Below are 26,688 nucleotides of genomic sequence, written 5' to 3'. Positions count from 1 at the left end.
TATAAGTCGGATAGCCGTCCTTACCATGGTGGTGTTGCTAGGCCTCCTGAGCGGATGTGCGCAAAGAGCGACGGTGAGCTATCCGGCCTTTGGCACCCAGATAGACGAGACAGAACAGGAAAACGGCCCGGTAGTGGAAAACAGCAGGTTCCGTTTGGAATGGGACAATAAGAACAAGCAGATAACCTTGGTGGATATTGTCCGTAATGTCCGGTGGAGTCCAACGCCGACCGGCTCTTCGGAACAATTGCTGGATGAGTTCGGTTTGCCGGTGAAGAACCATCCCATGGTCGAATCCGCTATTTTAGTGGATTATATTGAGGCCGACACCCAAAATCTGGTGACGTCCAACTCCTATAATGGTGCTGTGCGCAACGGCCGTGTGTCCTGTTCTCCATTATCCGACGGACTGAAAGTGACGTATTTTTTCGACCAGGAGGAATTTGCCGTTCCGGTGGAATATCGCCTGCGCGAAAGCGGCATGGAAATAACGATCGATCCGACAGAAATCCAGGAGGGCAGGAATAAAGTGTTCAAAGTGGCGGTCGCACCGTTTTTCTGCGCGGTCGCCAACACTGGCAAGGACGGGTATTTATTTGTGCCGTCCGGCTCCGGGGCGCTGGTATATCCCAAAACGATTTCTTCGTCGGGACTGTCGTATTCCCAGGAAATGTACGGCGACGATCCGATCGTCGAGAGAAACGATCTTCCCGCGACACAAGAGGAGGTTCGGTTGCCGGTATACGGCGCGAAAGCGGGAAACCAGGCTATGTGCGCGATTATCGAAAGCGGCGCCGATACAGCGTATATCGAGGCGAGAGCAGGCGCGTCCTCGCTCCGGTACTCAACGGTTTATGCGTCCTTTCGCGTGAGAGGCTATGCCAATCTGCAAACAAAGCTGTATACCAATAGGATCAAGCAGTCCGTCAAGTATATGGAGGAACGTGTCGAAGACAAACTGACCGTTGGATTTTATCCATTGTACGACGGCGATGCCAACTATACGGGGATAGCCAAGACCTACCGTGAGTACCTGATTCGGACGGATGGGCTGACGCGCAGGGAACGCGGGAGCAGCGCTTTCAGTCTGTACATAAACGGCGGCATACTGGCGAAGAAGTCGTTTCTCGGCGTTCCCTATGAGACGTTGATACCTCTGACGACGCTGGCGCAGGCGGAAACGATTATCCGGGAGCTGTATGAGGAAACCGGCGCCGCACCCGCGGTGTCGCTGGACGGTTTCGGTGAGAGCGGCTTGAATATCGGAAAAATTGCCGGCGGCTATACCGTGCATAACAAGCTGGGGTCAGTCAAGATCATGAACGAACTGGCCAGTTACTGCCGGGAGAACACGATTCCTCTATTCTTTGATTTTGACACGGTACGGTTTTCCTCGTCCGGCGACGGTTGGTCGAAAACCTTTGACACAGCCAAGGGGGCCAATGGTCAGACGGTGTACCCGACCATGTACCATGTGGCGCTGCGAAACAAGGCGGCAGATACCCGTTATGTGCTGCTGGCGCGCGAGCAGTTGGCCGGCAGCGCGCAAAAGCTGATTAGCAAGACGAAGAAATGGGAGGTGGAGGGATTCGGCCTTGGAACGATGTCCAGCCTCGCCTATTCCGATTACGGTAGCCGGAGAACCCATTCCAGGGGGGGGATGTCCTCAGATATAGCGGTTTTCATGGATACTATACATAGCAGCGGACGGAAGCTTGCCGTATCCGAGGCTAACGCCTATGCTGCTTCGCGCGCCGATCACATTTTCCGCGCGCCGATGCGATCCACGCAGCACGAGATATTTGATGACGATATTCCTTTTTATCAAATTGTGTTTAAGGGCTATATACCGATGTCCTCCGCCGCCGTCAATCTAGCATCGTCTCCTGACGATATGCTGCTGGCTGCTGTTGAAGGCGGATGCAGCCCCGCTTACTCGTTATTTGATACCTACGATGCTGCGGCGCTGGATGCGGTTTCCCCGACGCTATGCAGTGGGGTTTATGCGGATTGGAGAACGGCCATCGTCGACACGGCTCGCATGCTCAAGCCCTATTACGAGTCTATCGATGGCGTGGCGATAATGTCTCATACGCTACTGGGGGACAGAGTCCGTATGACGGTTTATGAAAACGGCGTGGCGGTTGTTGTCAATCGCGGTCAAACGGCGCAGGACACACCGCTGGGACGTGTGGAAGCGGGACAATACCGGATAGGGGAGGCAGCGGCATGACAGACCGTGTAAAGCAACGAAAAATACGGGGTATTGAATCCCTGAAAAGTCGGTATGGACTGCTGTTTGTTTCTCCATGGATAATAGGCTTCGTCCTGTTCTTCGCTATTCCGTTGTTTCAATCCGTGGTTTATTCGTTCTCCACGGTTGTTTTGACCGATAAAGGCATGGAATCCTCGCTAACCGGCTTTCGACATTACTTCAAGCTGGTGATGGAGGATCCCACGTATACCGACAGTCTGCTTTCTTCGGTCGCTACCTTAGTATATTCCCTGCCTCTCATCTTGGTGGTTAGCCTGATTCTGGCACTGATTTTGAATCAGAGGTTTCGCGGGCGGCTGTTTTTCCGCGTGCTGTATTTTTTGCCGGTGATCATCACGACGGGCGTTGTGATGAATTTGCTGTTTATGACGACCAGCCGGGATATGACGACAACTGCCATGTCTGAGTCCATAACCGACAATATGTTCAGCGTGGAAGACGTGATGGGCTGGCTGAATCTGCCGCCGCAGATCGCCGAGTTTGCCAAAAATATTATCAACAGCATCTTTGACCTGATTTGGAAGAGCGGGATACAGATTGTACTGTTCATCGCGGGACTGCAGTCCATTCCGAAATCCCTGTATGAAGCCAGTACGGTTGAGGGCGCTTCCAAATGGGAGGAGTTCTGGTTTATTACATTTCCCATGCTGTCGAGAGTGACTCTTTTGGTCGGTATCTTTACGATGATTGAGCTGTTTACTGATGCGAACAATACGCTGGTCAGCCGGGCCTACACGCAGATGCAGGGTGGAAACTATGATGAAACCTCGGCGATGCTTTGGATGTATTTTATGATTGTCGGTTTCATAATGGGCATATTGGTATGGGCTTATCACTGCTTCCTGGTAAAACGTTGGGATTGAAAGGAGGGGAATCGTTTGAGAAGTCTGGAGGAAATCCTCAGCCCGACAAACCGCTCGGACAGTCTGAACCGGACGGTGCGCCGGGTATCCCGGCTCAAGCACGGCCTTTACAGCGTGGCTAGGCTACTTATCCTGCTGGCAATTGGCTATATCATTCTTTATCCATTGTTTTATATGATCGTGTCCTCCATCAGTACACGAGACGCTTTCCTAGATCCGGGGCGGATTTGGCTGCCTAGCTCGGTGACGCTGGAGAACTTCCGGTTTACATACGAGGTGATGGATTACGGAAACGCCCTGCTGGCGACGCTCCGGCTTGAGGTGGTCAGCGCACTAATCGAAGTTGTTACCTGTGCGGTTGTCGCTTATGGTTTTGCCCGTTTTCGCTTTAAGATTCGCAAGCTTCTGATGGCGTTGCTGTTTGTGACGATTATGGTTCCTGCTCCCATGATTATAATTCCACTGGTGATTAACTTTTCGAAGATGGATGTACTGGGAATACTTGGTCTGTTTCAAGACGTCTCCGGCATCGATTTGCGACCGAACCTACTGGGAACCGAGCTGACGTTTTATTTGCCGTCGCTATTTGCTGTCGGTCTGCGTTCCGGCATATTGATTTACATTTATATTCAGTTTTTTAAGGGACTTCCATCTGAGCTGGAGGAGGCGGCATGGATTGACGGTGCCGGTCCGATTCGCACGTTTGTCTCTATAGCAGTTCCGTCCTCGGGTGTCGTTATCCTGACCGTGACGATTTTCTCCCTGATTTGGCATTGGAACGACTATTTTCTGGCATCTATGTATATGAGACGAGATTATCCGCTGGCTGTCGCTCTTTCCAACCTGAACGAGATGCTGACTACCCGTGGCATATGGTTGACGGCCGATAATCCGGAAGGCATGGCCTATCTGATGGCCGGCTGTTTGATGTTTATTATCCCGGTGCTGTTGGTGTTTATGGTTGTTCAGCGCTGGTTTATCGAAAGCATAGACCGTGTGGGTATTACAGGATAGAAACATATACGCAAATAGACAAGGAGGAGTTTTTAATGAAAGCAAAGTATCGCATCATTACTCTGGCATCGACGGTGTCCTTAACGTTGTCGATTCTCGCCGGATGCAGCGGCAAACAGTTGAATGGGCCCGGCCAATCCGGTTCGCAGAGCACGGGAGAGAGCGTCACGATCGGCGGTACAACCAGCGGTATATCTGGCGCCAGCGTGTCTTCAGATGTCAGCGGAGAGACCACTTCCGGCGCGGACTCCGCCGTGAAAACCACGGTAAGTGGTGAAAAGACGAGTTCTACAACACGTGGGAACAGCAGTACCCCTGCCGGGAAGGTGGATCCTGAAAAATATCGCGGGACCACGGTGCGCTTTGCTACTTGGAAAGACCCACAGGCGAACGAGGACGGTCCGGTCGTGACGGCGTTTGAGAAGAAATACGGTATTAAGGTCCAGGTGGACATGGTGGCGCAGACTAACTATATTCAGACACTTACCAGCATGATTGCGGCAAAAGATGCGCCGGACATCTGCTTCGACAACAACGAGTTTCCCGCATCGTTCTCCGTGCTGCAGCCGTTGGAAGTATCCCAAATCGATATGAGCGATCCTATTTGGGACGCCAGCACCTTTGCTGCTTCCAGCCTAGGAGGCAAGCCGTACTTGTGCAATACTGTAGGCAACATCTGGTCGGAAACGGACATGGTATTCTTTAACAAAAAGCTGTTGGAGGATAACAATATCCGTACTCCTGCCGAGTATTACGAGGCGGGAGTCTGGACGTTTGATGCGATGTACACGGTTATGAAGCAGGTCTCCGAACTGGGAAGCCAATACAAAGGCGGATATATGGATCCTCGGATTCTTCCCGCCATGTTTGGAACGGGATTTTTCAAGCTCAGTAACGGAAGGATGGTCAGCGATATCCAGAATCCCATGCTGACAAAGGTGTACCAGTTTGCCGCCAAATGTAACAAAGAGGGATTAACCACGGACCGCGATGCTTTCATGAACGGTAAAACCGGTCTTTGCGTTACAAACGCGTTTGGATTAAAAAAGACGGGATATTGGGCGGAAATGAATCCCGATTATATCGGCTTTACCTATTTGCCCGACTTTGATGCCAACACAAAAGCGAAGCCGGCCAGTCTGTTCCGTGGCTGGGGTATCATTAAGGGCGCTAAAAATCCTGTGGCCGCCGGTATCTTTCTGCGGTATTACCTAGACGTCAACAATTACAACACTGATGAGGCGTTTATCAATAAAGAGGCATCCAACTTCTTTTTCAAGCTGACTTCCAAAAATGCGGCGCAAAAGGAGTACTATCTCCTGCGGGGACTGGTTAAGATTACGGGATCCACAGAAGCGAAGTTTACCGACATTGTGAAAGCCGATCCCGCGCAGGTGGCACAGCAGATTGATTCGTTGAAAAATGTGGTGGCTAACGACGTAAAGACTATCAACAGCTTTTTGGAGAAACAGGAGAAGTTATATAAATAACCCGTGCTTTTTTGCAAAAAAGGAGAGCTCTCTATGAAAAGAAAGCGCATCGGGAAAGCTGTTCTGTCCCTGACGCTGGTCGTCGCCATGTGCCTGCCGTTTACAGCGGGGCATCGGGGACGACTCGTTGCCGCCGCGAGCACTGTGTGGTCGGGCGGGGCAGCCGCCGAATATGCCGGGGGCCAGGGAACCCAAGAGGAGCCGTATCGAATTGCCACAGGGGAACAATTGGCTCTGCTGGTACAGACGGACGCCACGGCAACGGCTGGGAAGTATTACGTCCTGACGGAGGATATCCGTCTCAATGATACCTCTGCCGAGGATTGGAAACAGTCGGCGACCCCCTGGGTCCAGTCCGACGTGAGTTTTCGTGGCCAATTGGACGGGCAGGGGCATGTGGTAGAGGGACTGTTTATCGACGCGGACGTCACGACCACGACCCGCGCGGGATTGTTCTGCTTCATTGGACCGGGTGCCGTCGTGAAAAACGTCGGAATTGTAAAGGCTGATCTGAAAGCAAAGTTTGTTGGTAGTATCGCGGCTTATATAGAGCATATGGACGGGACGCCTCCTCGAATCAGCAACTGTTTTGCTGCTTCCAGTGTAAAGATACAGGGAGCAGACGTCGGCGGGCTCGTGGGAGCTACGCCGCGGCCGGTGTGTATGGAAGACAGCTTCTTTACCGGTTCGCTGACAGCGACAGGGAAGAAAGGCGGCCTGGTCGGTTCTCTGTGGGGAGCGGCGGATGCGAATAACACCGTTATTCGCAGATGCTACGTATACGGTGAAAATCGCGATTCCGCCTTGGGAAACGTCAGCGCAAAGATGGTGCTGGAGAATGTCTATGCAACGCAAGGGCAGACCGGTGTGACCGAGCTGGAACCGGGGCATATGATAGGCGACGCGGCGAAGACCAGCATGACGGGATTTGACTTCGACACGGTATGGCGGACGGTGGAAGGCGGTACGCCGCAGCTGCGGGTATTCCCGCTCTTTGACGACAGCGCCGTGTGGTCTGGCGGGACAGCCGCCGAATATGCCGGGGGCCAGGGAACCCAAGAGGATCCGTATCAAATCGCCACAGGGGAACAATTGGCCCTGCTGGTACAGACGGACGCCACGGCAACGGCTGGTAAGTATTACGTCCTGACCAAGGATATTCGTCTCAATGATACCTCTGCCGAGGATTGGAAACAGTCGGCGACCCCCTGGGTCCAGTCCGACGTGAGTTTTCGTGGCCAATTGGACGGGCAGGGGCATGTGGTAGAGGGACTGTTTATCGACGCGGACGTCACGACCACGACCCGCGCGGGATTGTTCTGCTTCATTGGACCGGGTGCCGTCGTGGAAAACGTCGGGATTGTAAAGGCCGATCTGAAAGCGCGGTTTGTCGGCAGCATCGCAGCTTACGTGGAGAATGTGGACGGGACGCCTCCTCGAATCAGCAACTGTTTCGCTGCTTCCAGTGTAAAGATACAGGGAGCAGACGTCGGCGGGCTCGTGGGAGCTACGCCGCGGCCGGTGTGTATGGAAGACAGCTTCTTTACCGGTTCGCTGACAGCGACAGGGAAGAAAGGCGGCCTGGTCGGTTCTCTGTGGGGAGCGGCGGATGCGAATAACACCGTTATTCGCAGATGCTACGTATACGGTGAAAACCGCGATTCGGCCTTGGGAAACGTCAGCACAAAGATGGTGCTGGAGAATGTCTATGCAACGCGGGGGCAGACCGGTGTGACCGAGCTGGAACCGGGGCATATGATAGGCGACACGGCGAAGACCAGCATGACGGGATTTGACTTCGACACGGTATGGAGGACGGTGGAAGGCGGTACGCCGCAGCTGCTGGCATTCCCGCTCTTTGACGACACGCCGGAAATACTCGTGGATTACATCGTTTCCATCCCGTCCTCTCTAGAGACGATTACCCAGCCGGGGGAGAAGCCGCTGGCCCCTATTGTCTGTATGCGGCTGCAACTGGAGAAAACCGGTATCCTGACCGTTTCGGCGACCCATAAGGCGGCCCTGACACACGGCAACGGAAGGGATACGATCCCATACGCGTTGTTGGGTGATAACCGGCAGCCGTTCACCTCCGTCGATTTTGTTGTCGGCGACCAGAACAAGACGCAGCCGCTCTTCATTTCCATTACGCAGCGGGATTGGGACAACGCCTCGCTGGCGGGTGTCTACAGCGATACCGTTACGTTTACCGTCAGCTATGACTCCGGATTAACATAAAGGAGCGCATGATGGACATACGCGTATCCCTTGAAACAAGTGCGGAAAACCATGCCGGAAAACTTCGCGTGGGAGGGAAAACCATCCGCTGCTTCACCAGGGCACAGCTCAAAGCCTTTCACCCCCAGGGCAGCTATAAAATTCTGGGAGAAATCCGGCTTCCTGATGAGCGGATACAGCCGTATCGCCGTCATAAACGGCTGCTATACGCGGAAAAAGGGTATTGGCGGTGTGGGCAGGGAGTATATGTGGCACTCATACGAAGAGTGTGGCCCACGCGTCTTGCCTTTACGGCGGTCCTTTGCGCGGCAGTGCTTGGGATCTGTTTTTCCTGGTCCGCTCTGCGTACCGTCCTGGAGAGTTTTTCTGCCGCGCCGGCAAGCTCCGTTTCGATCGCCTCCGCAGATTTGGATAAGGACGCGGAGGACTATGTGGGGGAGAAGCCCGACAATAAAGGAAATCCGAACGCCGCCTCCACCCAGATTCCCGGCTACAAGAGTATTACGGCGGATGCCAAAACGGGAAAGCTGAGCGTCGCCCTGATGAATCCCGAGGGTAATCCCTGCTATTTTGTCATCCACATTCTGGTGGACGACCGGGAGCTGTATGCCTCCAAGATGCTGGCGCCGGGCAAAGCCATCTACGAAGCCGGTTTAGAAAAAATTCTCCCCAAAGGCACCTACGCCGCCACGATAAAATACGAGTGCTTCCATCTGGAATCACTGGCGCCCCTCAACGGGGCGGACATTCAGGTTGAACTTATCGTGGCATAAGATTATTTTTCCTGACAAACACAGCCGTTCTCATACTTTACGACATTTGTTTCCTGAAAAATTTCAGATATAAACGAAAGGAAGATTACCATGAAAAAGGTGGCTATACTGGCGGCTCTCACCATGATTACGGCTCTGTTCTCTTTCGCTGTCTCGGCCGAGGAGATCAGCGAGCCGGGCTCGACCAAATTGACAGTGAACGCGTCGAAAGGCGTCGCTTACACGCTATCGATTCCCAGCGGTACTGTAAACGTGGATATAGCCAAGGATGGGGCTCAGAAAATCGGCGATATCGGCTTGTCCGCGTGCGCCATCGAGAACGGCAAGGAAGTCAAGGTGGCGGTGACTTCCGCCAACGGCCACAAACTGAAAAACGACACATCCAGCGCCACGTATACCCTGAGCAAGGAAGTGTGGAAGTTCACGGCGAAGACGGATCCCCTGGAAGCTATTAATCTGACGATTACCGATCGTGACAGTGCGATTCTGGCGGGCACATACACGGATACGCTGACCTTCACGGCCACCTATGAGGCAATCGCCTGAATGGTGTCTTGAGAAGCTCGCAGACTCAGCGAAGGTCGCATTTGAGAACAGACGGCTGTTTGTCGGAAAATAGGGAGAGTCCGCTGACATGGCGCAGCAGTCGTGTCAGCGGGCTCATCCCCCTCCAGGTGGAAGCTGCTGGATATATCGCTTGGAAAGGACGGAGAGGCATGAAAAGTTTTATTAAAGCCTGCATCTGTTTGCTTGTTTTACTGGGAGGCTCCTGTCTGGCGGCTTCCGCCGAGGAGGGGCAGGTTATTCTGAAAGCTGTCGTACCGCAAACGCATACGGTATCCGTGGCCTATCATACCGGCGGTTCTTTCTATTTGTCTGATGGCACTAAAATCGACAATCAGTTCAGCGTCGCACACATGCGTGATATAACCGTTCGGATTGTGCCGGACAAGGGCTATGAAATCGAAAGCGTATTCATAGACGAGCAGGATGTGACCAATTTGGTGGATAAAAATGGTTGTCTGCTCTTATCCCATGTCTATAAATCCGGAAATCTAAGAGCCACTTTCCGATTCATCCGCCAGGAGCCGGAACCCAATGTACCGACAGGAGGCCGGCTGCCGGTAGCAGCGGCGTTTTTACTTTTGGCGGGCAGCGGTGCCCTCGCTGTCGCTGCAGGCATGAAATATAGAAAACAATGTAGTTGACCGGAATTCTCCGGTCATAATTCAAATACATATACATAATTTTTGCAAAAAGGAGGGCTCTCTATGAAAAGAAAGCGCATCGGGAAAGCTGTTCTGTCCCTGACGCTGGTCGCCGCCATGTGCCTGCCGTTTACAGCGGGGTATCAGGGACAACTCGTTGCCGCCGCGAGCACTGTATGGTCGGGCGGGACAGCCGCCGAATATGCCGGGGGCCAGGGAACCCAAGAGGATCCGTATCAAATCGCCACAGGGGAACAATTGGCTCTGCTGGTACAGACGGACGCCACGGCAACGGCTGGGAAGTATTACGTCCTGACGGAGGATATCCGTCTCAATGATACCTCTGCCGAGGATTGGAAACAGTCGGCGACCCCCTGGGTCCAGTCCACCGTGAGTTTTCGCGGCCAATTGGATGGGCAGGGGCATGTGGTGGAGGGACTGTTTATCGACGCGGACGTCACGACCACAACCCGCGCGGGATTGTTCTGCTTCATTGGGCCGGGCGCCGTCGTGAAAAACGTCGGAATTGTAAAGGCTGATCTGAAAGCAAAGTTTGTTGGTAGTATCGCGGCTTATATAGAGCATATGGATGGGACGCCTCCTCGAATCAGCAACTGTTTTGCTGCTTCCAGTGTAAAGATACAGGGAGCAGACGTCGGCGGGCTCGTGGGAGCTACGCCGCGGCCGGTGTGTATGGAAGACAGCTTCTTTACCGGTTCGCTGACAGCGACAGGGAAGAAAGGCGGCCTGGTCGGTTCTCTGTGGGGTTTGGCGGATACGAATAACACCGTTATTCGCCGATGCTACGTATACGGTGAAAACCGCGATTCGGCCTTGGGAAACGTCAGCGCAAAGATGGTACTGGAGAATGTCTATGCAACGCAGGGGCAGTACAGTGTGACCGAACTGGAGCCGGGGCATATGATTGGTGATGCTGCCAAGACCAGCATGACGGGATTTGACTTCGACACGGTATGGCGAACAGTGGAAGGCGGTACGCCGCAGCTGTTGGCATTCCCGCTCTTCGATGACAGCGCCGTGTGGTCGGGCGGGACAGCCGCCGAATATGCCGGAGGCCAGGGAACCCAAGGGGATCCGTATCAAATCGCCACGGGGGAACAATTGGCCCTGCTGGTACAGACGGACGCCACGGCAACGGCTGGGAAGTATTACGTCCTGACCAAGGATATCCGTCTCAATGATACCTCTGCCGAGGATTGGAAACAGTCGGCGACCCCCTGGATCCAGTCTGACAATAGCTTCCGCGGCCAATTGGATGGGCAGGGGCATGTGGTAGAGGGACTGTTTATCGACGCGGACGTCACGACCACGACCCGCGCGGGATTGTTCTGCTTCATTGGGCCGGGCGCCGTCGTGAAAAACGTCGGAATTGTAAAGGCTGATCTGAAAGCAAAGTTTGTTGGTAGTATCGCGGCTTATATAGAGCATATGGATGGGACGCCTCCTCGGATCAGCGGCTGTTTCGCTGCTTCCAGTGTAAAGATACAGGGAGCAGACGTCGGCGGACTCATGGGAGCTACGCCGCGGCCGGTGTGTATGGAAGACAGCTTCTTTACCGGTTCGCTGACAGCGACAGGGAAGAAAGGCGGCCTGATCGGTTCTCTGTGGGGAGCGGCGGATGCGAATAACACCGTTATTCGCAGATGCTACGTATACGGTGAAAACCGCGATTCGGCCTTGGGAAACGTCAGCACAAAGATGGTGCTGGAGAATGTCTATGCAACGCGGGGGCAGACCGGTGTGACCGAGCTGGAACCGGGGCATATGATAGGCGACACGGCGAAGACCAGCATGACGGGATTTGACTTCGACACGGTATGGAGGACGGTGGAAGGCGGTACGCCGCAGCTGCTGGCATTCCCACTTTTCGACGATACCCGCGAGATCCCGCCCGGAGAAAATATGGGTACGCCCGGCACGGTGTGGACTGGAAAGATTGCCAGCAAATTTACCGGGGGTACAGGAACACAGACGGATCCATACCAGATTGCCACGGGGGAACAATTGGCTCTATTGGCCAGCACCTGCCTGACAAACTCGGCCAAAACAGCACGCGTGTATTATGTGCTGACGGAGGATATCCGTCTTAACAACACGGCGGATGACAACTGGTATTCCACAGAATCCGTAAATCCGTGGTTCCACACCACGGGCGCGGAGAGCTTCCGCGGCTATTTCAACGGTCAAGGACATATTGTGGAAGGCCTTTATGTCGACGCCGCCGCCGTTGCTCCGACCAACGCCCCAAAAGCCGGATTGTTCGCAGTATTGCGTCAGGGGGCGGTAGTGGAAAATGTCGGCATTGTGAAATCGTTCATTTCGGCAAACTACGCGGGCGGCATTGCCGGATATGTGGAAAACAATGCCGAGGGAGCGCCGCCTCTCATTCGCGGCTGCTTCGTCAACCACGATGTAATGTTGCAGGGCAGCTTCACCGGAGGCATTATAGCAGGCTCTCCGCGGCCTGTAACCATCGAGGATTGTTATAGCATCGCCAACTCCGAAGGCAGCTCGCGCAAAGGCGGCATCATCGGCAGCTATTGGGCGACTGAAAAAGGTGGAGAGATCCGGCGGAGCTATTCGGCGGGACTGGGAACCGTCAGGACACTTGGCAACGATAATGATGTCATGAAGTACAGCGACGTTTACGGAAACATCCCGCAGAACGGCGTTACGCAGGTCAATCGTGGAAACATGATCGGCGAAAAGGCCAAGACGAGCATGAAAGGACTTGATTTTGACGGCGTGTGGAAGACGGTGGATAAACGCTCACCGGTTCTTCGTTCGTTTGGCTCGGATGCCTATTCCATGCCTCTCCAAAAGGTAACGATCACGTTCTATACGAACGGTGGGCCGGAAGTGGCACCGATATCCGGTTATCCGGAAGAGCCGATTACGTGGCCGGAGATGAAGCGTGTCGGCTATGTGTTTGACGAATGGCATGTTTACAGGACATTGGATGTAAAATATCCACTGGATGTTTTTCCGGAATATGATATTACCTTATATGCCAAGTGGACGGACGTATCCATTCGCCAGGGCTTCGAGTCGTATCCTTTTTTGACTCCCGGTGAGGAGGGCCTTGGGCAGGATTACGAGGTGTATCGTCCCGGTACCATAGGGTACGACGGCACTTATGTGCATGATGGAAACAAATCCATTCACCGAATCGGGAAAGAGGCCGGCACACAGGATTTCACCTTATTTGATGAGGAAATGGGAGGTCTGACGATCGGGAATGAATACAGGTTGTCATTCTGGGTCTACAGGGATTCCGTGCATAATGGATCGGATAGCATCCAGCTTGTTCAAACAGATTATTTGGATGTGTCTCGTCCGTCGCACGGCAATCAGACTATCTGCAAACTCGACCAGTTGAAGCAAGGCGAGTGGCAGGAGGTCGTCGTAACGTTTATCGCCCAGACGAAATACCTGTCCCTTCGTACTCCCGGTCTGTCCAGCCTGTATTTTGACGATGCCGTCATCGCCTCGACAGGTAGAACCGGCGGGATTATCGACAGCGAAAGCGGGAACGAGCCAGGCAGCGCCGATACCGGTGTCGCTATGTGTACGGGCGCTCTCGTTACCGCGGTGGCGGCAGGAACCGCCGCGTATGCTTTGCGCAGAAGGAGAACGCGTGTCTCCCGATAAGGGTTGATTGGGTGAATTCTCATAATATGCTCGGTAGCCCACGGGTGTTCATTGTGCGCGATGAACATTCTGTGGGTTACTGTCTGCGAACGATTTTACTCATTTGATGTCTTGAAGCGCAGCGGAAAGGAATGGTCATATATATGATAAAGCTTGGTATGGCCGATGAAACGTTTAAACATTATCATGGGGTCTTTAACGACAGCACGCAGACGCGCGTCCGTCGGTATCCAAAAGAGATATGGGACACATACCCACAGGCGTTTGCCGTGCCCGGCGGCCGGGATGTTTTCGCGTGCCGCGACTTGAAGCTGCAGGCCTTGCGGGGGAGCTTCGCCGCATTCCAAGCGGCGGTGACCTGTGACAACGCCTTTATCTTGACGTTGTCTGAACGCGCCTGCTTTTCCATGGAGCGGGACAGTACGCGTATACGGCTGGAATGGTTTGGCGACGGACCGGCAGCAACCATGCAGATAATCCAATATATAAAAGGCGACGATAGGAGTCTGATCGGCGATATACTATCCGACCGGGACAGCGCAGCGTATGCGCGGCATGAAACCTCTATGGTTTGGGTGCAGTTGGAGACTCCCGAATCAACGCGCCCGGGACTGTACCGGGGAGGCATCCGGGCGTATGAAAGCGATCTGTTTGGCGACGAGCGGTTGTGCGGGCAGCTTGACTACGAGCTGGAGGTACTGGACTATATCCTGCCGCCGATGGCTGAGAGCCGGTTTGAACTGGATTTATGGCAGCATGTCACCAGTTTGGCGAGGCAGTATGCGGCGGAACGATTCAGCGATGCTCATTTTGCGATCCTTGAACGATTTATTGTTTCTCTGGCCCGGCTTGGGCAGCGTAGCATCAGCATTATAGCCAGCGATGCCCCGTGGGCGGGACAAATGTGCCACCGCTGTCCGGAAGACGGCGCGGATATGTACGAATATAATATGGTGAGAATCCGGCGCGACCAGGCGGGCGTATTTCACTATGACTTTTCGGCTATGCAGCGGTATATCGAGCTTTGCATGGCCCACGGTATTGACCGTCGAATTGAAATCTTTGGCCTGTCGGGAGTTTGGCAGGATGAGGAATACGGCTTTGGAAAGATGGCCGACGATCATCCGGATGCGGTACGGCTGCGATATTACGACGAAATCGACGGGTGTTGCAAATGGATGAGAAGCGGGGCGCATATCGATATGTATATAGCGGCGCTTCAAGACTATTTTATTCAGAGCGGACTGATCGATAAGGTGACGATTTTTACAGATGAACCCATGGATTTCGCTTTGTTTGAGCGTATTTTGGAACGTATACACCGGGTAGCCCCTGCTTTTCGGTTCAGCGCGGCTATCAGCCATACGGAGCATATCATAAAAATGAAAAATATGGCGGATTATTTTTCGGTTGCCCTTGCTTCTGTGGGAGAGGAATGGGAAAAGCTGCAGGCGCTTGTTCTCGAACAGAAGCCGGGGCAGAGGCCGGCGTATACCTGGTACGTCTGCTGTAAGCCGCCGTTCCCCAATATGTTTCTTTCGTCCCGTTTGCTAGAAAGCCGACTGATAGGATTCTTGACTGACTATCTACATCTGGATGGCTTTTTGCGGTGGAATTATTTTTTATACAATCGTACTCCGCTGACAGATGGACGGTGGCATACATACAATGCCGGGGATACGAATTTCGTCTATCCGGGTCCAAACGGCGTCCCTCTTTTATCGCTTCGCTATATACAACTGATGCGTGGAACAGAAGACTATAGGCTGCTTGAGCAACTGCGCCTGCGCTTTCCTCAAAAAGCGGATAACCTGCTGAAAAACATATACGCGGCGATGTTTCATAATAAAACTCCGCGGGAATTGCTGTGTCCAGCGGCGATGGATTCGGTGGAATCCGTGTATTGCATGGAGTATAGCGTATATGAGGCTGCCAGGAAAGCCATTATCGAGGCCTTGACGGAAGAATGAGGAGACGGAATGGTTTTACTGAAAACGGCAGAACACAATCTGCCCGGATATGAGCCCGTAGCCACATGCGGGGAGTGGCTTGTGGCGTTGATGAACGATTCTCCCCAATACGCCGCCGGCGAAATCAGGACCATGCAGAAGCATACGCTTACAGATGAGGTGTTTGTTTTGTTGAGCGGCCAATGCACGCTGTTTGTGGCGGAGGGAGGAGACAAGCCGGAGGCCATTCGAGCGGTGACGATGAAGCCGGGAATTACTTATACAGTTTTGAAAAATGTCTGGCACACGCATAGTTTATGTAAAGGGACAAAGGTGTTGGTTGTCGAAAACAGCGATACCGATAGATCCAATTCGCCTATAGAGTTCCTTGATGAAGAACAGTGGCGGTGGATAAAAGAAAACTCGTGTTAGGCTATTTAACAAAAAAGGAGTATGCAGGATGATACCGGTTCCGGAAAAACGCATGGCGGATTCTGAAAGAACGGGTCCGGGACCGCTTATCCGCTGAAGACTGTATTCAACCTGCCTTCCGACTATCTGGCGGTGCGGCGAGCAGGCACGACGCTGCTGCCGGAATATGGATGATTGACACGTTGGGAGAGAAGACATGAAAATTGACAAGTTGCTGGTGCTGTTTAAGACACATTTAGACATAGGGTTTACCGACCTTGCTTCCAATGTTATTACGAAATATATGGACGACTATATTCCAAAAGCGATCGACGTTGCTGCGGTGTTTCGTAAAGAGGGCGGTAAAGAATGCTTTCAATGGACAACGGGCTCCTGGCTGATTCATGAGTATCTGCGGACACGTCCGGCGGACAAGACAAAACGACTATGCGAGGCCATTGAAGCCGGTGATATCACCTGGCACGGACTCCCGTTTACGACGCATACCGAGTTGATGAGCGAGTCCCTTTTTCGGTATGGTCTGTCGCTTTCAAAGGAACTGGATAAGCGGTTTGGTAAAAAGACAATCGCTGCTAAAATGACCGATGTGCCGGGACATACCAAAGCCATAATTCCACATTTGGCGGAAAACGGAATTGAATTTTTGCATATAGGCGTCAACCCGGCCTCCGCCGTGCCGGATGTACCGGAACTTTTTCGCTGGAAATCCGAAAGCGGCAAACAGATTACTGTTATGTATCATACGGATTATGGAACCTTTTCCGAAATAGGAAAAACGGGAACAGCCATTTATTTTGCTCACACAAATGACAATCAGGGCGGACAAACCGCTGCTCAGGTGAGAGAGCTGTATGCCTCTCTCCGCGAGAAATTTCCGTCGGCCGATATTGTCGCGGCCAACCTGAACGACGTCGCATTAGCGGTCAGGGAAACGGAAGATGGGCTGCCTGTCATAACCGACGAAATAGGCGACAGCTGGATTCACGGAATCGGAACAGACCCGAAAAAGATTTTTATTTTTCGTGGTTTGGAGCGCCTTTCTGAACAAATGCCGGATATTCCGGACAAAAAGGTGCTGCAACAGGCGCTTATTATGATTCCGGAGCATACATGGGGATTAAACGGACAGATAAATCTGGCGGATCATACCAATTATTCGCGCGAGAAGTTTGAAGCGGTACGGTGCAGGGATAACTTCAGACGTATGGAAACGTCATGGGCCGAGCAGCGCCGTTATCTGACAGACGCGGTGGCCGCCATGAAATCGCCCTACAGAACAGCGGCCGAGGAAATCATCCGGCAGTCCGAAAGAAGCCCTCTGTCCACCAAAAATCTGCAAAGAGCCGATGCAAACAAGTTCCTCACTCTCGGAAAGTATACACTTAAGATCGACCGGCATGGTTCGATCTGTCATCTGCAGAAAGAGGACCACATTTTTTGCGACGCGGAACATACCTTATGCAATTTCTGCTATGAACAGTTCACCGCCGAACAATATCAACGGTTTTACCGGCAGTACAACCGATTAGATGTGCGTTGGGCGCGGGAGGATTATACCAAAATCGGAATGGAATGTGTGAACGAACCGTATAAAAGCTTTGTCCCGGATGCGGTGACGTTCTGCGGTTCAGACGCCATTGTCATTCAATATCGCTTTCCGCGCGAGGCAACGGAACATTGCGGATGCCCGGAACGTGGCGATCTGCTGGTGTCTGTGGGCGAAGACGGCGACTTGTTATTGGATTTCGCGTGGTTCGGAAAACCGGCCAACCGCGTAACCGAGGCCTTTTGGATAGGCTTTCATCCTATTGCGGCCAACAAGCGAATTCAAAAACTGGGGAGGAAAATCGATCCAAAACAAGTTGTCAGAAAAGGAAATCGACGTTTGCACGGCACCGATTACGGCATCCTGTATGATGAGATGGCAATTGAAGCCCTGGACACCGCGCTCGTATCGCCGGGACAACCGTCCCTCCTCAATTTCCGGCAGGATATACCGACCGACGGGGAAGGCGTCTTTTTTAATCTGTATAACAACGTCTGGGCGACAAATTTCCCCATGTGGTATGATGAAAACGCGCGTTTTCGATTTGCTCTTCATTTCTTCGGCAAATAGCCTTTTCCTATAAGCGGCGGGCGGCGTTTGCGTCACGCAACAGGGGAGATCGGCAATGAGAAAAAGAATGGGTTCAGGCATTTATCTCGGACGAAACAGGCCAAAGATATACATTTAACGCAGGGGGTTACAACTCTATGGCTCAACTGGATATGAACAATTTTGCTGTCGATTTTACAGAAGATAAGTCGATACGCAGCGGCAGAAAGCTACGGATTGGCATTATCGGAACCGGAGGCATAGCCAATAGCCATATGCAAAGCTATATGAAACAATCGGATGTGGAAATTGTTGCGGGGGCCGATATCATCCCGGATAAGGCAAGGAAATTTTTTGAAAAATATGAGGTGCAGGCCCGGTCGTTTGAAAGCTATAAAGATATGATCGACACCGTGCCGATGGATGCGGTCAGTGTCTGCACATACAACTGCTCTCATGCAGAGTGCACGATTTACGCGCTGGAACACGGGCTGCATGTATTGTTGGAAAAGCCGATGACGGTGACTTTGGACGAAGCCGTCGCCATTTGCCGCGCGGAAAAGAAAAGCGGTAAAATCGTTTCCGTCGGATTTCAACCGCGTTATGACGCCAACATGCAGATGATTAAAAAAATTGTCCAGTCGGGAGAACTGGGCCAGATTTACTACATTCAAACAGGAGGCGGCCGCCGCCATGGTATACCGGTCAGTTGGTCCGAAACCTTTATAGAGAAGGATAAAGCGGGGTTGGGCGCGGTCGGCGATATTGGCTGTTATTCGTTGGACATGGTGCTCAACGCCATCGGATATCCGAAGCCCCTGACGGTGACGGGGTGTGCAACCGGCTTCTTTGGCAAGACGCCGGAGGCGTATGCCCAGATAGGAAAGCCTGAATGCGCAAACAAATTTGGCGTGGATGATTTCGCTTCCGCGTATATTCGGCTGGAAGGCAATATCGTTCTGGATTTCCGTATCGCCTGGTATATGCACCTCGACACGTCGGGCGATACCATTATTATGGGGTCGAAAGGCTCGCTGCGTATCCCGTCGACAGAATGCTGGAACGGGACTTTCTGCTCCCCTATGACCATCTACCGCGATGTGGCGGGCGAGCCGGTTCAACTGTCCATCCCCCTGCTTCGCTCCCCCGAAGGCTCCGCCAACCTGTTCGATTGTAAAATTCGTTCTTTCCTTGACGCCGTCCAAACCGGTTCAGATGCACCGGTTCCTACCAGTCAAATTCTATATAATCAAGCGATTATCGACGGAATTATGCGTTCCAGCGCAACGGGTCGCGAGGTTATTATTGACATTCCAGAAATTTAAGAGGTGTAATAATGAAAGACTTTCCTGTAGCACTGCAGCTGTATTCGGTTCGCGAGGATATGGAAGCGGACTTTGCGGGTACGCTTCAAAAGGTGAAAGAAATAGGCTATGACGGGGTAGAATTTGCCGGTCTTTTCGGTCATGATGCGCGTGAAGTAAACAAGATGTGTAAAGACGCCGGACTGGTTCCTATTTCCGCACATGTACCTTTCATGAGTATGATAAGCGATCCCGCGATATTGGAAGTTTATCGGGATATTGGTTGCCAGTACGTCATAATCCCTTCTTTGCCTGGCACGTTCCGTCCGGGTCAGCCGCGATTTGCAGAAATGCTGGAACTGACAAAAGGTCTGGGTGAAAAAGCGCTGGCTCTCGGTTTGAAGTTGGGGTATCATAACCATGATTTTGAATTTATCAAAATAGATGGGAAGTACGCCATTGACCTTATGTATGAGGAGGTCCCCTCCGAACTGCTGCAAACGGAGTTTGATACCTGTTGGGTGAATGTGGCTGGCGAAGATCCGTGTGCCTACTTGCGCAAATATGCCGGCCGGATCGATTTAGTTCACTTGAAAGATTATTCTGGTACAAGAAGTGAAAATATGTATGCATTGATTGGAGTTGATGAAGATAAGAAAAAGCAGGTGTCTCAGTCATTTCAGTATAGGCCCTTAGGAATGGGGATACAGAATGTTCCGTCCATTTTGTCCTCAGCTAAGGAGTGCGGCGCCAAATGGATGGTTGTAGAGCAAGATCAACCAAGTTATGGTAAAACACCGTTGGAATGTGCCGGCCTTAGCTTGGAGTATTTAAATTCATTGGACTAAGGCTTATCATTTGTTGAAAGGATCGTATGTCTATGGATATTGAAGCACGGATATTTTATGTAAAAAGCCATATGTATCAATTTGGCGTGGCAGAACCGCCCGCTTAGACAGCACCCCAACCGCTTGGCTGTGCTGCCATGCGGTTGGAGTGATCTTTTGCTGTCTAGTTGTAAAAATATTGTTAACGCACTAAATGTTGGCAAAGAGCACAAAGCAACTTGCAGGGAAGGGCGTCGTCAAAAGCACCGAAAAAGGAACAAATATATAGTCGAGGACGACAACCGCCGCCCCCAAGAGTGAACAAACCAACCGTACAGCCAAATTTGCCGGTTTCTTAGAATCCGGTGAGTTTGGCTGTTTTCATTATGCCACAGTTTATCCTAGTGCCCGACCGAGCCCGGCTGGCTGCCGCGGCCCTCCTGTCGGCGTTTTGATTTCCAAAACGCCGACAGGAGGTAAAAAACGTGAAAGGCACCGACAGGTGTTTTATACGCAAACATGGTCAGTATAAAGAAATTAGCTACGAGGAGTTGCTCAAACGGAAAGAAGCAGACGCCTCATATCGAGAAAAACAGTTCATTCCCCTGCATGGGATGCTGCTGGAGGTTCCGCCGGAGGACTACGCCGCTTTCTACCGCGACCGGCGTCGCCAGAAGTATCTGCGGGAAGAGGCGATTCGGCATAGGGAGTTCTCCTATGACATGCTGGACACCGACGAGTTTCTTGGAGCCGATATCGTAGCGGATGATTCGGCCAATATCGCTTCTCTGGTAGAGAAAGCTGTGTTATCAGAAACCCTTTCCGATTGTCTGGACAAGCTCTCGAATGAGGAACAAGCCCTGCTTTCTGAATATTATGTTTACCAGATGCCGGAGGCTGAATTGGCGGAACGATATGGAGTAAATCAATCCACCATATGTCGTCGAATACAGCGAGCTGTAGCCAAATTGAAGAAATCCATGAAAATTTAAAATTTCCCTGCATAGCCCCCTCGCTTTTTCGGCATGGAAAGTGAGGGGGCTCATTTTACTCCTTCTTGTACTTTGAAAATTGCATATCCAGTGCATCGGATACGTTCCTTCTGCTGCCGTTCAAATAGCGAGCCGCAAAGAGTCATCTTGACCGCCGGGTGGCGCCGGCGGAGGCGAAGACAGGCAGAAGGGATCATGATACTTCCGTCCAGCCACAGACACAACCAATGGGGGCGGCCGGGTGAGATCCACGCGGGGGTGAGATTCCCATGATGTTCGCCAGAACAGTCCGATGCATTCCCGAAAGGACCATGGCCTTTCATGTCGGGGGATGTCGAGGACAAATACCGACGGTAAGACGATTGATATCGAGCGGGCGGCAGAACTCTGTCCTGCCGCCCGGTTACTTACCCAAGGAGGATATAGATCATGCCGAACATGAAAAGAGGAGAAATCTACTATGCCAGTCTGGAACCAGTCATCGGCTCCGAGCAGGGCGGGAACCGCCCAGTATTAGTGATTCAGAACGATGTGGGCAACCGGTTCAGCCCCACGACCATCGTAGCGGCTATCACCAGCCGGCAGGATAAGACCACCCTGCCCACCCATGTGTCAATATCCGCGGTGGAGCTTCCCCGGGATTCGGTGGTGCTACTCGAGCAAATCCGCACCATCGATAAGCGGCGGCTGACGGGCTTCGTGGGTCATCTGGACACGACGTCAATGCAGCAGGTGGACGAGGCCATCGCAATCAGCTTCGGGATTCGATATCTGGAGGAGCTGTGTCATGGGAAATGAAGAAAAACGTGCTTGGTTGTATTGCCGCTGTGCCAGTGCCAAGGACGTAGCATGGACTTTGGATTGTCAGGAGCAGAGGCTGCGAAAGTTCTGTGAAGATAAAGGGATCCAAATTGTCGGCATATCCCGGATACATGGAAGCGGGACACGCATGACAGAAGAGCTCATCAAGCCGACTTTGACTGCGGCTAAGAGCGGAAAGGCGAACCTGCTTGTGATGACTTCCATTGACAGGCTTAGCCGGAAACTCCCCTTATTAAACGCCCTGCTGCTGCGGTTTGAACGGTATGGAATGACTGTGGTGACCGTGGCGAACGGTGTCATCGAACCCTACTTCCGGCCGGAATATCCGAACGAACAGCAGATGCAGCTCTAGGAGGCGGACCGATGAATCTGGAGAACGAGGCCGCCTATCTGTTTATCACGGCCATCCTGAAAGAGCTGCTGGAACAGGGGCTCATCACAAAAGCCCAGTTCCGGCAGATCGATAGGTACAATGCCGAGGTATACCACCCTATTGCCGCTTATGTCTAGTGATGTTGGTAATAGATAGATTCGTACCCTCGTGGTATTGTTGTGTACTGCCGGCGAAGGCCGTCGGCAGTACACAACAAGGAGGATGAGCACATGTCTATGCTGAAAAGGGAGAAAGGAGCGGGCAGCCGTGCGGGAAATCCATGTCATTGACGCCCGAGCGGGAACAACAGCGGAAAAGCTCCGTGTGGCTGCCTACTGCCGGGTATCCAGCGACTCGGACGACCAACTGAACTCCTTCCTCGCACAGGTACGCCACTACACCGCGTATATCGGACAGAACCCGGAGTGGGAACTGGCCGATGTCTACGCGGACGAAGGACTGACCGGCACACGGATGGACAAGCGGGATGAGTTCAACCGTCTGATGGCCGATTGTCGGAAAGGGCAGATCGATCTAATCCTGGTGAAGTCCACCTCCCGGTTCGCGCGCAACACCATGGAGTTCCTGGAGGCGCTGCGGGAACTGCGGCAGCTGGGCGTGACGGTGTGGTTCGAGAATGAAAACATGCGGACCGACAAGCTGGCCAATGAGACTATGCTGGCCCTGTCCGGCGTCAGGGCACAGCAGGAATCCATCTCCATCTCCCAGAACCAGCGCTGGTCATGCCAGAAGCGGATGCAGAATGGAACCTTTCTTCCAAGTTCCGCGCCATATGGATATCGAATAATAGGTGGGAAATTCGTTATTGTGGAGGAAGAGGCTCGGATTGTCCGGCTAATCTTTGACTGGTATCTTTCTGGTATGGGGAAAAAGGCCATTACCGATAGGCTTAACGCTACGCAGGCGATTAAGCTGAACGGATTTGACAAATGGTATATCCACTCAGTCAGCTATATTCTCTGTAATGATCGCTATGCTGGAAACGCCCTGCTCCAAAAGAAATATACGACGGACGCCCTACCCTTTCAACAGCGGCGCAATCGCGGGGAACGGGCGCAGTATTATGTGGAGGATACGAATCCGGCCATTCTGTCGCCGGGAGTGTTCGAGCAGGCCAAACGGTTGTGGAAACTACGGGAAAGACCGGCGGCACCGGAACAGACCTGTACGTTTACCAGAAAGATTATCTGCGGCCGATGCGGCCGGTACTTTCGAAGACGGGATATCCGAGGGAAGCGATACTGGGACTGTCGGGGTCACAATGCCAGCGTCATAGAATGCCCGTCTCCTTTGCTGCTGGAAAGTGACATTGAGGAAGCATTCATACGGCTGTCCGATAAGCTCTGGCGTTATCGGCATTCTCTTCTGGAAGAGACTGTCAAGCTGCTGGAAACGATGCAGCACAGCAACCAGCCGATACGAGTGGGAGAGCTCAATCAAAGAATCGCAGAGTTGCGGGGACAGGAACGACTTCTGACCCAACTGAAGAGAAAAGGGTATATAGATGCGGCAGAGTATACGGCACAATGCCGTGACATCCATCAGCAAGAATCGGAACTGGTCTTGACCAGACGCCGCTTGTTGGATGACGGTGAAGAGGGAAGCAGGCTGGCGGAACTTCGTGAACTGAATGAATGGTATATGACATTGGATGGCCCGGTTGTGGAATTCAATAGGGAGTTGTTTGCGGATACGGTCAAAGAAATTCACGCCGAAGCGCCCAACAGTTGCCGATTCGTCCTGCTGGGGGGACTGGAGCTGCGGGAGCAGCTGCCAGAACGGAAACGGAGGATAGCGGTATGAAGAATCGGAAAATCCCATTCGGTTATATGATGAAACAGGGAGATATCCGAATATGCGAACAAGAAGCCTGTGAAGTGCGCAATATGTTTGCCCGATACCGGCAAGGGGCGTCCTATGCTGCCTTGGCAAAAGACCTGACGGAACGCCGGGTATGCTTTCTGCCCGGAGAATATCAGTGGAACAAGCATAGGGTGAAACGCATACTAGAGGATGAACGATACTGTGCTTCCACCGTATTCCCACCGCTAATCACACAAGCGGAGCTTCGGGCGGTTCATTCACTGAAGGAAGAGAAGCAAACAACCAAGACGCCACTTTATTGTGAACTTCCCCGCCATATGCGGGCCAAAGTTGTGTGTGATCGCTGCGGACGGCCACTGCAGCGGGTATACGATAAGCGCCATGCGACGCGATGGAAATGTGCCGGCTGCTCCATATCTGTTAAACTGACGGATGTACAGCTTGTGAATGCTGTCGGCGTCCTTCTGGATGGCGTGGCTTCCTGCCCGGACATGGTGGATATTGGATCTTCTAACTATACTCCTTCTGAAGCCGTCAAACGGTTGGAAGAAAAGATTTTCAGAAGATTGTATGACACAGTGGCAGACAAGGAACAGCTGAAATTGGATATCCTCGCGTATACGGCGAAGAAATACGATGAAATCGACAACCCCCGGCATCTGTCGGACGTGATACAAGCGGAACTGCGAAAAGCGGTTCCGTTTTCTGTATCTTCGGAAGAACTGTTCGATAAAGTGGTGTCGCACATCCGGATCAAACCGGACGGGAACATATCCCTGGAGCTCATCAACAGTCAAGTGATCGGGGAGGAGGACTTCATCCAGTATGATGCAGCAGACAATGCCGGCGAAGAAGGTCACGGTCATTCCGCCGCTTCCTGAATTACAGCCGGAGAACCGCGCTAAATACCGGCAGCTCCGCGTGGCGGCCTACTGCCGGGTATCCACCAAACAGGAGGAACAGGAGAATAGCTACGAGACCCAGAAGGCCTATTACACCGAGAAAATCCAGAAGAACCCGGAGTGGGAGTTCGTCGGCATTTTCGCCGATAAGGGATTGACCGGCACCAGCGCGGAGAAACGGCCCGAGTTCATGAAGATGATCCGCAAGTGCAAGCAGGGCAAAATTGACCGGATTCTCATCAAGTCGGTGTCCCGTTTTTCTCGCAACATCGTGGACTGCCTCCACTATATCCGTCTGTTGGCCGCGCTGGATATTGGCATCACCTTTGAGAAAGAGAACATCGACACGCTGGACATGGGCTCCGAAACCTATTTGTCGATCTACAGCATCTTCTCCCAGTCGGAGTCGGAATCCATCAGCGGCAATGTCACATGGGGCAAGCAACGCAGCTTCATGAATGGCAAGGTGCCTATGAACTACGGCTCCATGCTGGGATACCAGCGGGGCGCCGACGGGGAACCGGAGATTGTGGAGGAGGAAGCGGAAACCGTCCGGCGGATATACCGGGAATTCCTGATTGGCAGGAGCCTGCGGCAGATAAAGACGGGGCTGGAGGAAGACCAGATCCCGACACCCAAGGGCAATTCCATATGGCGGATCGAGACCATTCACAATATGCTGCAAAACGAGCGGTACCGGGGCGATGCCCTGCTGCAGAAGACCTATGTTCCTAATGTGTTAGCCAAGAGGTCCAAGAAGAACCATGGTGAACGCCCTCAGTATTATGTATCCAACAACCATCCGGCGATTGTCGACGGCGCCACTTTCGACCGGGTGCAGGAGGAACTGGCTCGCCGGCGGAGCAAGCGAAAGACGTCGAGCAAAGGAAAGACCGAACTGGGGAAATACAGCAGCAAGTACGCCCTGACCGAACTGCTGGTCTGCGGCCAGTGTGGCTCTCGCTACCGGCGAACCACTTGGGCGCGCAATGGTACCAAGAAAATCGTTTGGCGGTGCGTGAACCGCCTAGAGAACGGGAAGAAATACTGTCCGGATTCCCCCACGCTGGAGGAGGATACGCTGCAGACAGGGATCGTACGGGAGCTGAGCCGGACGCTACTCTCCCAAGGCTCCGCCATCGAAGTGCTGCGGAACAACGTTGGCCGCGCCCTGCATGGTGGAGGTTCGGAAGAAATCTACACCATTCAAGCGCAGATACAGGCGCTGCGGAACCGGCGGATGGAGCTGGTACGCAAATGCGTGGAGAACGGCGGTGTGGAGCGCTGTGAGGCCGAATTCAAGCAGATGGCGGACAGCATCGAGATGTTGACCACCCGGCTGGAACAGGCCGAAGCGAGGGAGGAAACTACGATAGTGGATGAGGAGGTGATACAGGAGATTGAAGAGGTGCTGAAGAAGTACGAAACGGTGCCGATGCCCTACGACAACATCATCATCCGCCAGCTGGTGCGATGCATCCGGGTGGTATCCAAGGAGCAGATACAGATAGTGCTGAAGAATGGTATGGAAATATTGGCGGACATCTGAACACATAGAGAAATCCCCCGACTGCGGTGCATATAGGGACGACCGCGGTCGGGGGATGTTTTTGT

General features: G+C 52.8%; 21 protein-coding genes. All 21 read left to right on the top strand.

The window, feature by feature from the left end; genetic code table 11:
- Window positions 1-25: 25 nt before the first annotated feature.
- A complete protein-coding gene (locus tag ACSAMM_RS07830) occupies window positions 26-2,233 on the top strand; it encodes a DUF5696 domain-containing protein (RefSeq protein ID WP_178722276.1) in 2,208 nt (735 codons plus the stop codon).
- Window positions 2,230-3,138, top strand: a complete 909-nt coding sequence (locus tag ACSAMM_RS07825; RefSeq protein ID WP_178722278.1) for a sugar ABC transporter permease — start codon at window positions 2,230-2,232, stop codon at window positions 3,136-3,138. The genes ACSAMM_RS07830 and ACSAMM_RS07825 overlap by 4 nt, the downstream gene beginning before the upstream one ends.
- A gap of 15 nt (window positions 3,139-3,153) precedes the next feature.
- Window positions 3,154-4,152, top strand: coding sequence for an ABC transporter permease subunit (locus tag ACSAMM_RS07820; RefSeq protein ID WP_178722280.1), 999 nt, complete (start codon window positions 3,154-3,156; stop codon window positions 4,150-4,152).
- A 35-nt stretch (window positions 4,153-4,187) separates the two neighbouring features.
- A complete protein-coding gene (locus ACSAMM_RS07815) occupies window positions 4,188-5,642 on the top strand; it encodes an extracellular solute-binding protein (protein WP_178722282.1) in 1,455 nt (484 codons plus the stop codon).
- 33 nt (window positions 5,643-5,675) lie between these two features.
- Window positions 5,676-7,880, top strand: coding sequence for a hypothetical protein (locus tag ACSAMM_RS07810; RefSeq protein ID WP_457790904.1), 2,205 nt, complete (start codon window positions 5,676-5,678; stop codon window positions 7,878-7,880).
- Between the two features lie 311 nt (window positions 7,881-8,191).
- Complete coding sequence (locus ACSAMM_RS07805) at window positions 8,192-8,653, top strand: tRNA (uracil-5-)-methyltransferase (protein ID WP_457790902.1); 462 nt, start codon at window positions 8,192-8,194, stop codon at window positions 8,651-8,653.
- Window positions 8,654-8,743: 90 nt separating this feature from the next.
- Window positions 8,744-9,199: a hypothetical protein gene (locus tag ACSAMM_RS07800; RefSeq protein ID WP_178721829.1), complete on the top strand. Its 456-nt coding sequence runs from the start codon at window positions 8,744-8,746 to the stop codon at window positions 9,197-9,199.
- A 170-nt stretch (window positions 9,200-9,369) separates the two neighbouring features.
- Window positions 9,370-9,861: a hypothetical protein gene (locus tag ACSAMM_RS07795; protein WP_178721828.1), complete on the top strand. Its 492-nt coding sequence runs from the start codon at window positions 9,370-9,372 to the stop codon at window positions 9,859-9,861.
- Window positions 9,862-9,924: 63 nt separating this feature from the next.
- Window positions 9,925-13,533 carry an InlB B-repeat-containing protein gene (locus ACSAMM_RS07790; protein ID WP_457790900.1) on the top strand — a complete coding sequence of 1,203 codons (3,609 nt, stop codon included), beginning with the start codon at window positions 9,925-9,927 and terminating at the stop codon, window positions 13,531-13,533.
- Between the two features lie 143 nt (window positions 13,534-13,676).
- Window positions 13,677-15,503, top strand: coding sequence for a DUF4091 domain-containing protein (locus tag ACSAMM_RS07785; protein WP_457790898.1), 1,827 nt, complete (start codon window positions 13,677-13,679; stop codon window positions 15,501-15,503).
- Between the two features lie 9 nt (window positions 15,504-15,512).
- Window positions 15,513-15,914, top strand: a complete 402-nt coding sequence (locus ACSAMM_RS07780) for a hypothetical protein (RefSeq protein WP_457790896.1) — start codon at window positions 15,513-15,515, stop codon at window positions 15,912-15,914.
- Between the two features lie 196 nt (window positions 15,915-16,110).
- On the top strand, window positions 16,111-18,030 hold the full coding sequence (locus ACSAMM_RS07775) for a DUF5054 domain-containing protein (RefSeq protein WP_457790894.1): 1,920 nt from the start codon (window positions 16,111-16,113) through the stop codon (window positions 18,028-18,030).
- Window positions 18,031-18,167: 137 nt separating this feature from the next.
- Window positions 18,168-19,334, top strand: coding sequence for a Gfo/Idh/MocA family protein (locus ACSAMM_RS07770; protein WP_457790892.1), 1,167 nt, complete (start codon window positions 18,168-18,170; stop codon window positions 19,332-19,334).
- 11 nt (window positions 19,335-19,345) lie between these two features.
- Window positions 19,346-20,161, top strand: a complete 816-nt coding sequence (locus tag ACSAMM_RS07765) for a sugar phosphate isomerase/epimerase family protein (protein ID WP_457790890.1) — start codon at window positions 19,346-19,348, stop codon at window positions 20,159-20,161.
- Between the two features lie 464 nt (window positions 20,162-20,625).
- Window positions 20,626-21,132: a sigma-70 family RNA polymerase sigma factor gene (locus tag ACSAMM_RS07760; protein WP_457790888.1), complete on the top strand. Its 507-nt coding sequence runs from the start codon at window positions 20,626-20,628 to the stop codon at window positions 21,130-21,132.
- Window positions 21,133-21,561: 429 nt separating this feature from the next.
- On the top strand, window positions 21,562-21,930 hold the full coding sequence (locus ACSAMM_RS07755) for a type II toxin-antitoxin system PemK/MazF family toxin (RefSeq protein WP_457790886.1): 369 nt from the start codon (window positions 21,562-21,564) through the stop codon (window positions 21,928-21,930).
- Entirely contained in the window at window positions 21,920-22,306 is a 387-nt protein-coding gene (locus tag ACSAMM_RS07750) for a recombinase family protein (RefSeq protein ID WP_457790885.1), read from the top strand. The genes ACSAMM_RS07755 and ACSAMM_RS07750 overlap by 11 nt, the downstream gene beginning before the upstream one ends.
- An 11-nt stretch (window positions 22,307-22,317) precedes the next feature.
- Window positions 22,318-22,464 carry an SHOCT domain-containing protein gene (locus ACSAMM_RS07745; RefSeq protein WP_457790883.1) on the top strand — a complete coding sequence of 49 codons (147 nt, stop codon included), beginning with the start codon at window positions 22,318-22,320 and terminating at the stop codon, window positions 22,462-22,464.
- Between the two features lie 130 nt (window positions 22,465-22,594).
- Window positions 22,595-24,151: a recombinase family protein gene (locus ACSAMM_RS07740; RefSeq protein ID WP_457790881.1), complete on the top strand. Its 1,557-nt coding sequence runs from the start codon at window positions 22,595-22,597 to the stop codon at window positions 24,149-24,151.
- Complete coding sequence (locus tag ACSAMM_RS07735) at window positions 24,148-25,053, top strand: recombinase family protein (protein ID WP_457790879.1); 906 nt, start codon at window positions 24,148-24,150, stop codon at window positions 25,051-25,053. Before ACSAMM_RS07740 ends, ACSAMM_RS07735 begins: the two co-directional genes overlap by 4 nt.
- The gene (locus ACSAMM_RS07730; protein WP_457790877.1) at window positions 24,998-26,623 is read left to right on the top strand and encodes a recombinase family protein; all 1,626 of its coding nucleotides are present in this window, start codon (window positions 24,998-25,000) and stop codon (window positions 26,621-26,623) included. The genes ACSAMM_RS07735 and ACSAMM_RS07730 overlap by 56 nt, the downstream gene beginning before the upstream one ends.
- Window positions 26,624-26,688: the final 65 nt, after the last annotated feature.

Source organism: Anaeromassilibacillus sp. SJQ-5 (assembly GCF_054108045.1).
The sequence above is the reverse complement of the archived record's forward strand: the minus strand, read 5'-3'. Positions and strand labels throughout refer to the sequence as shown.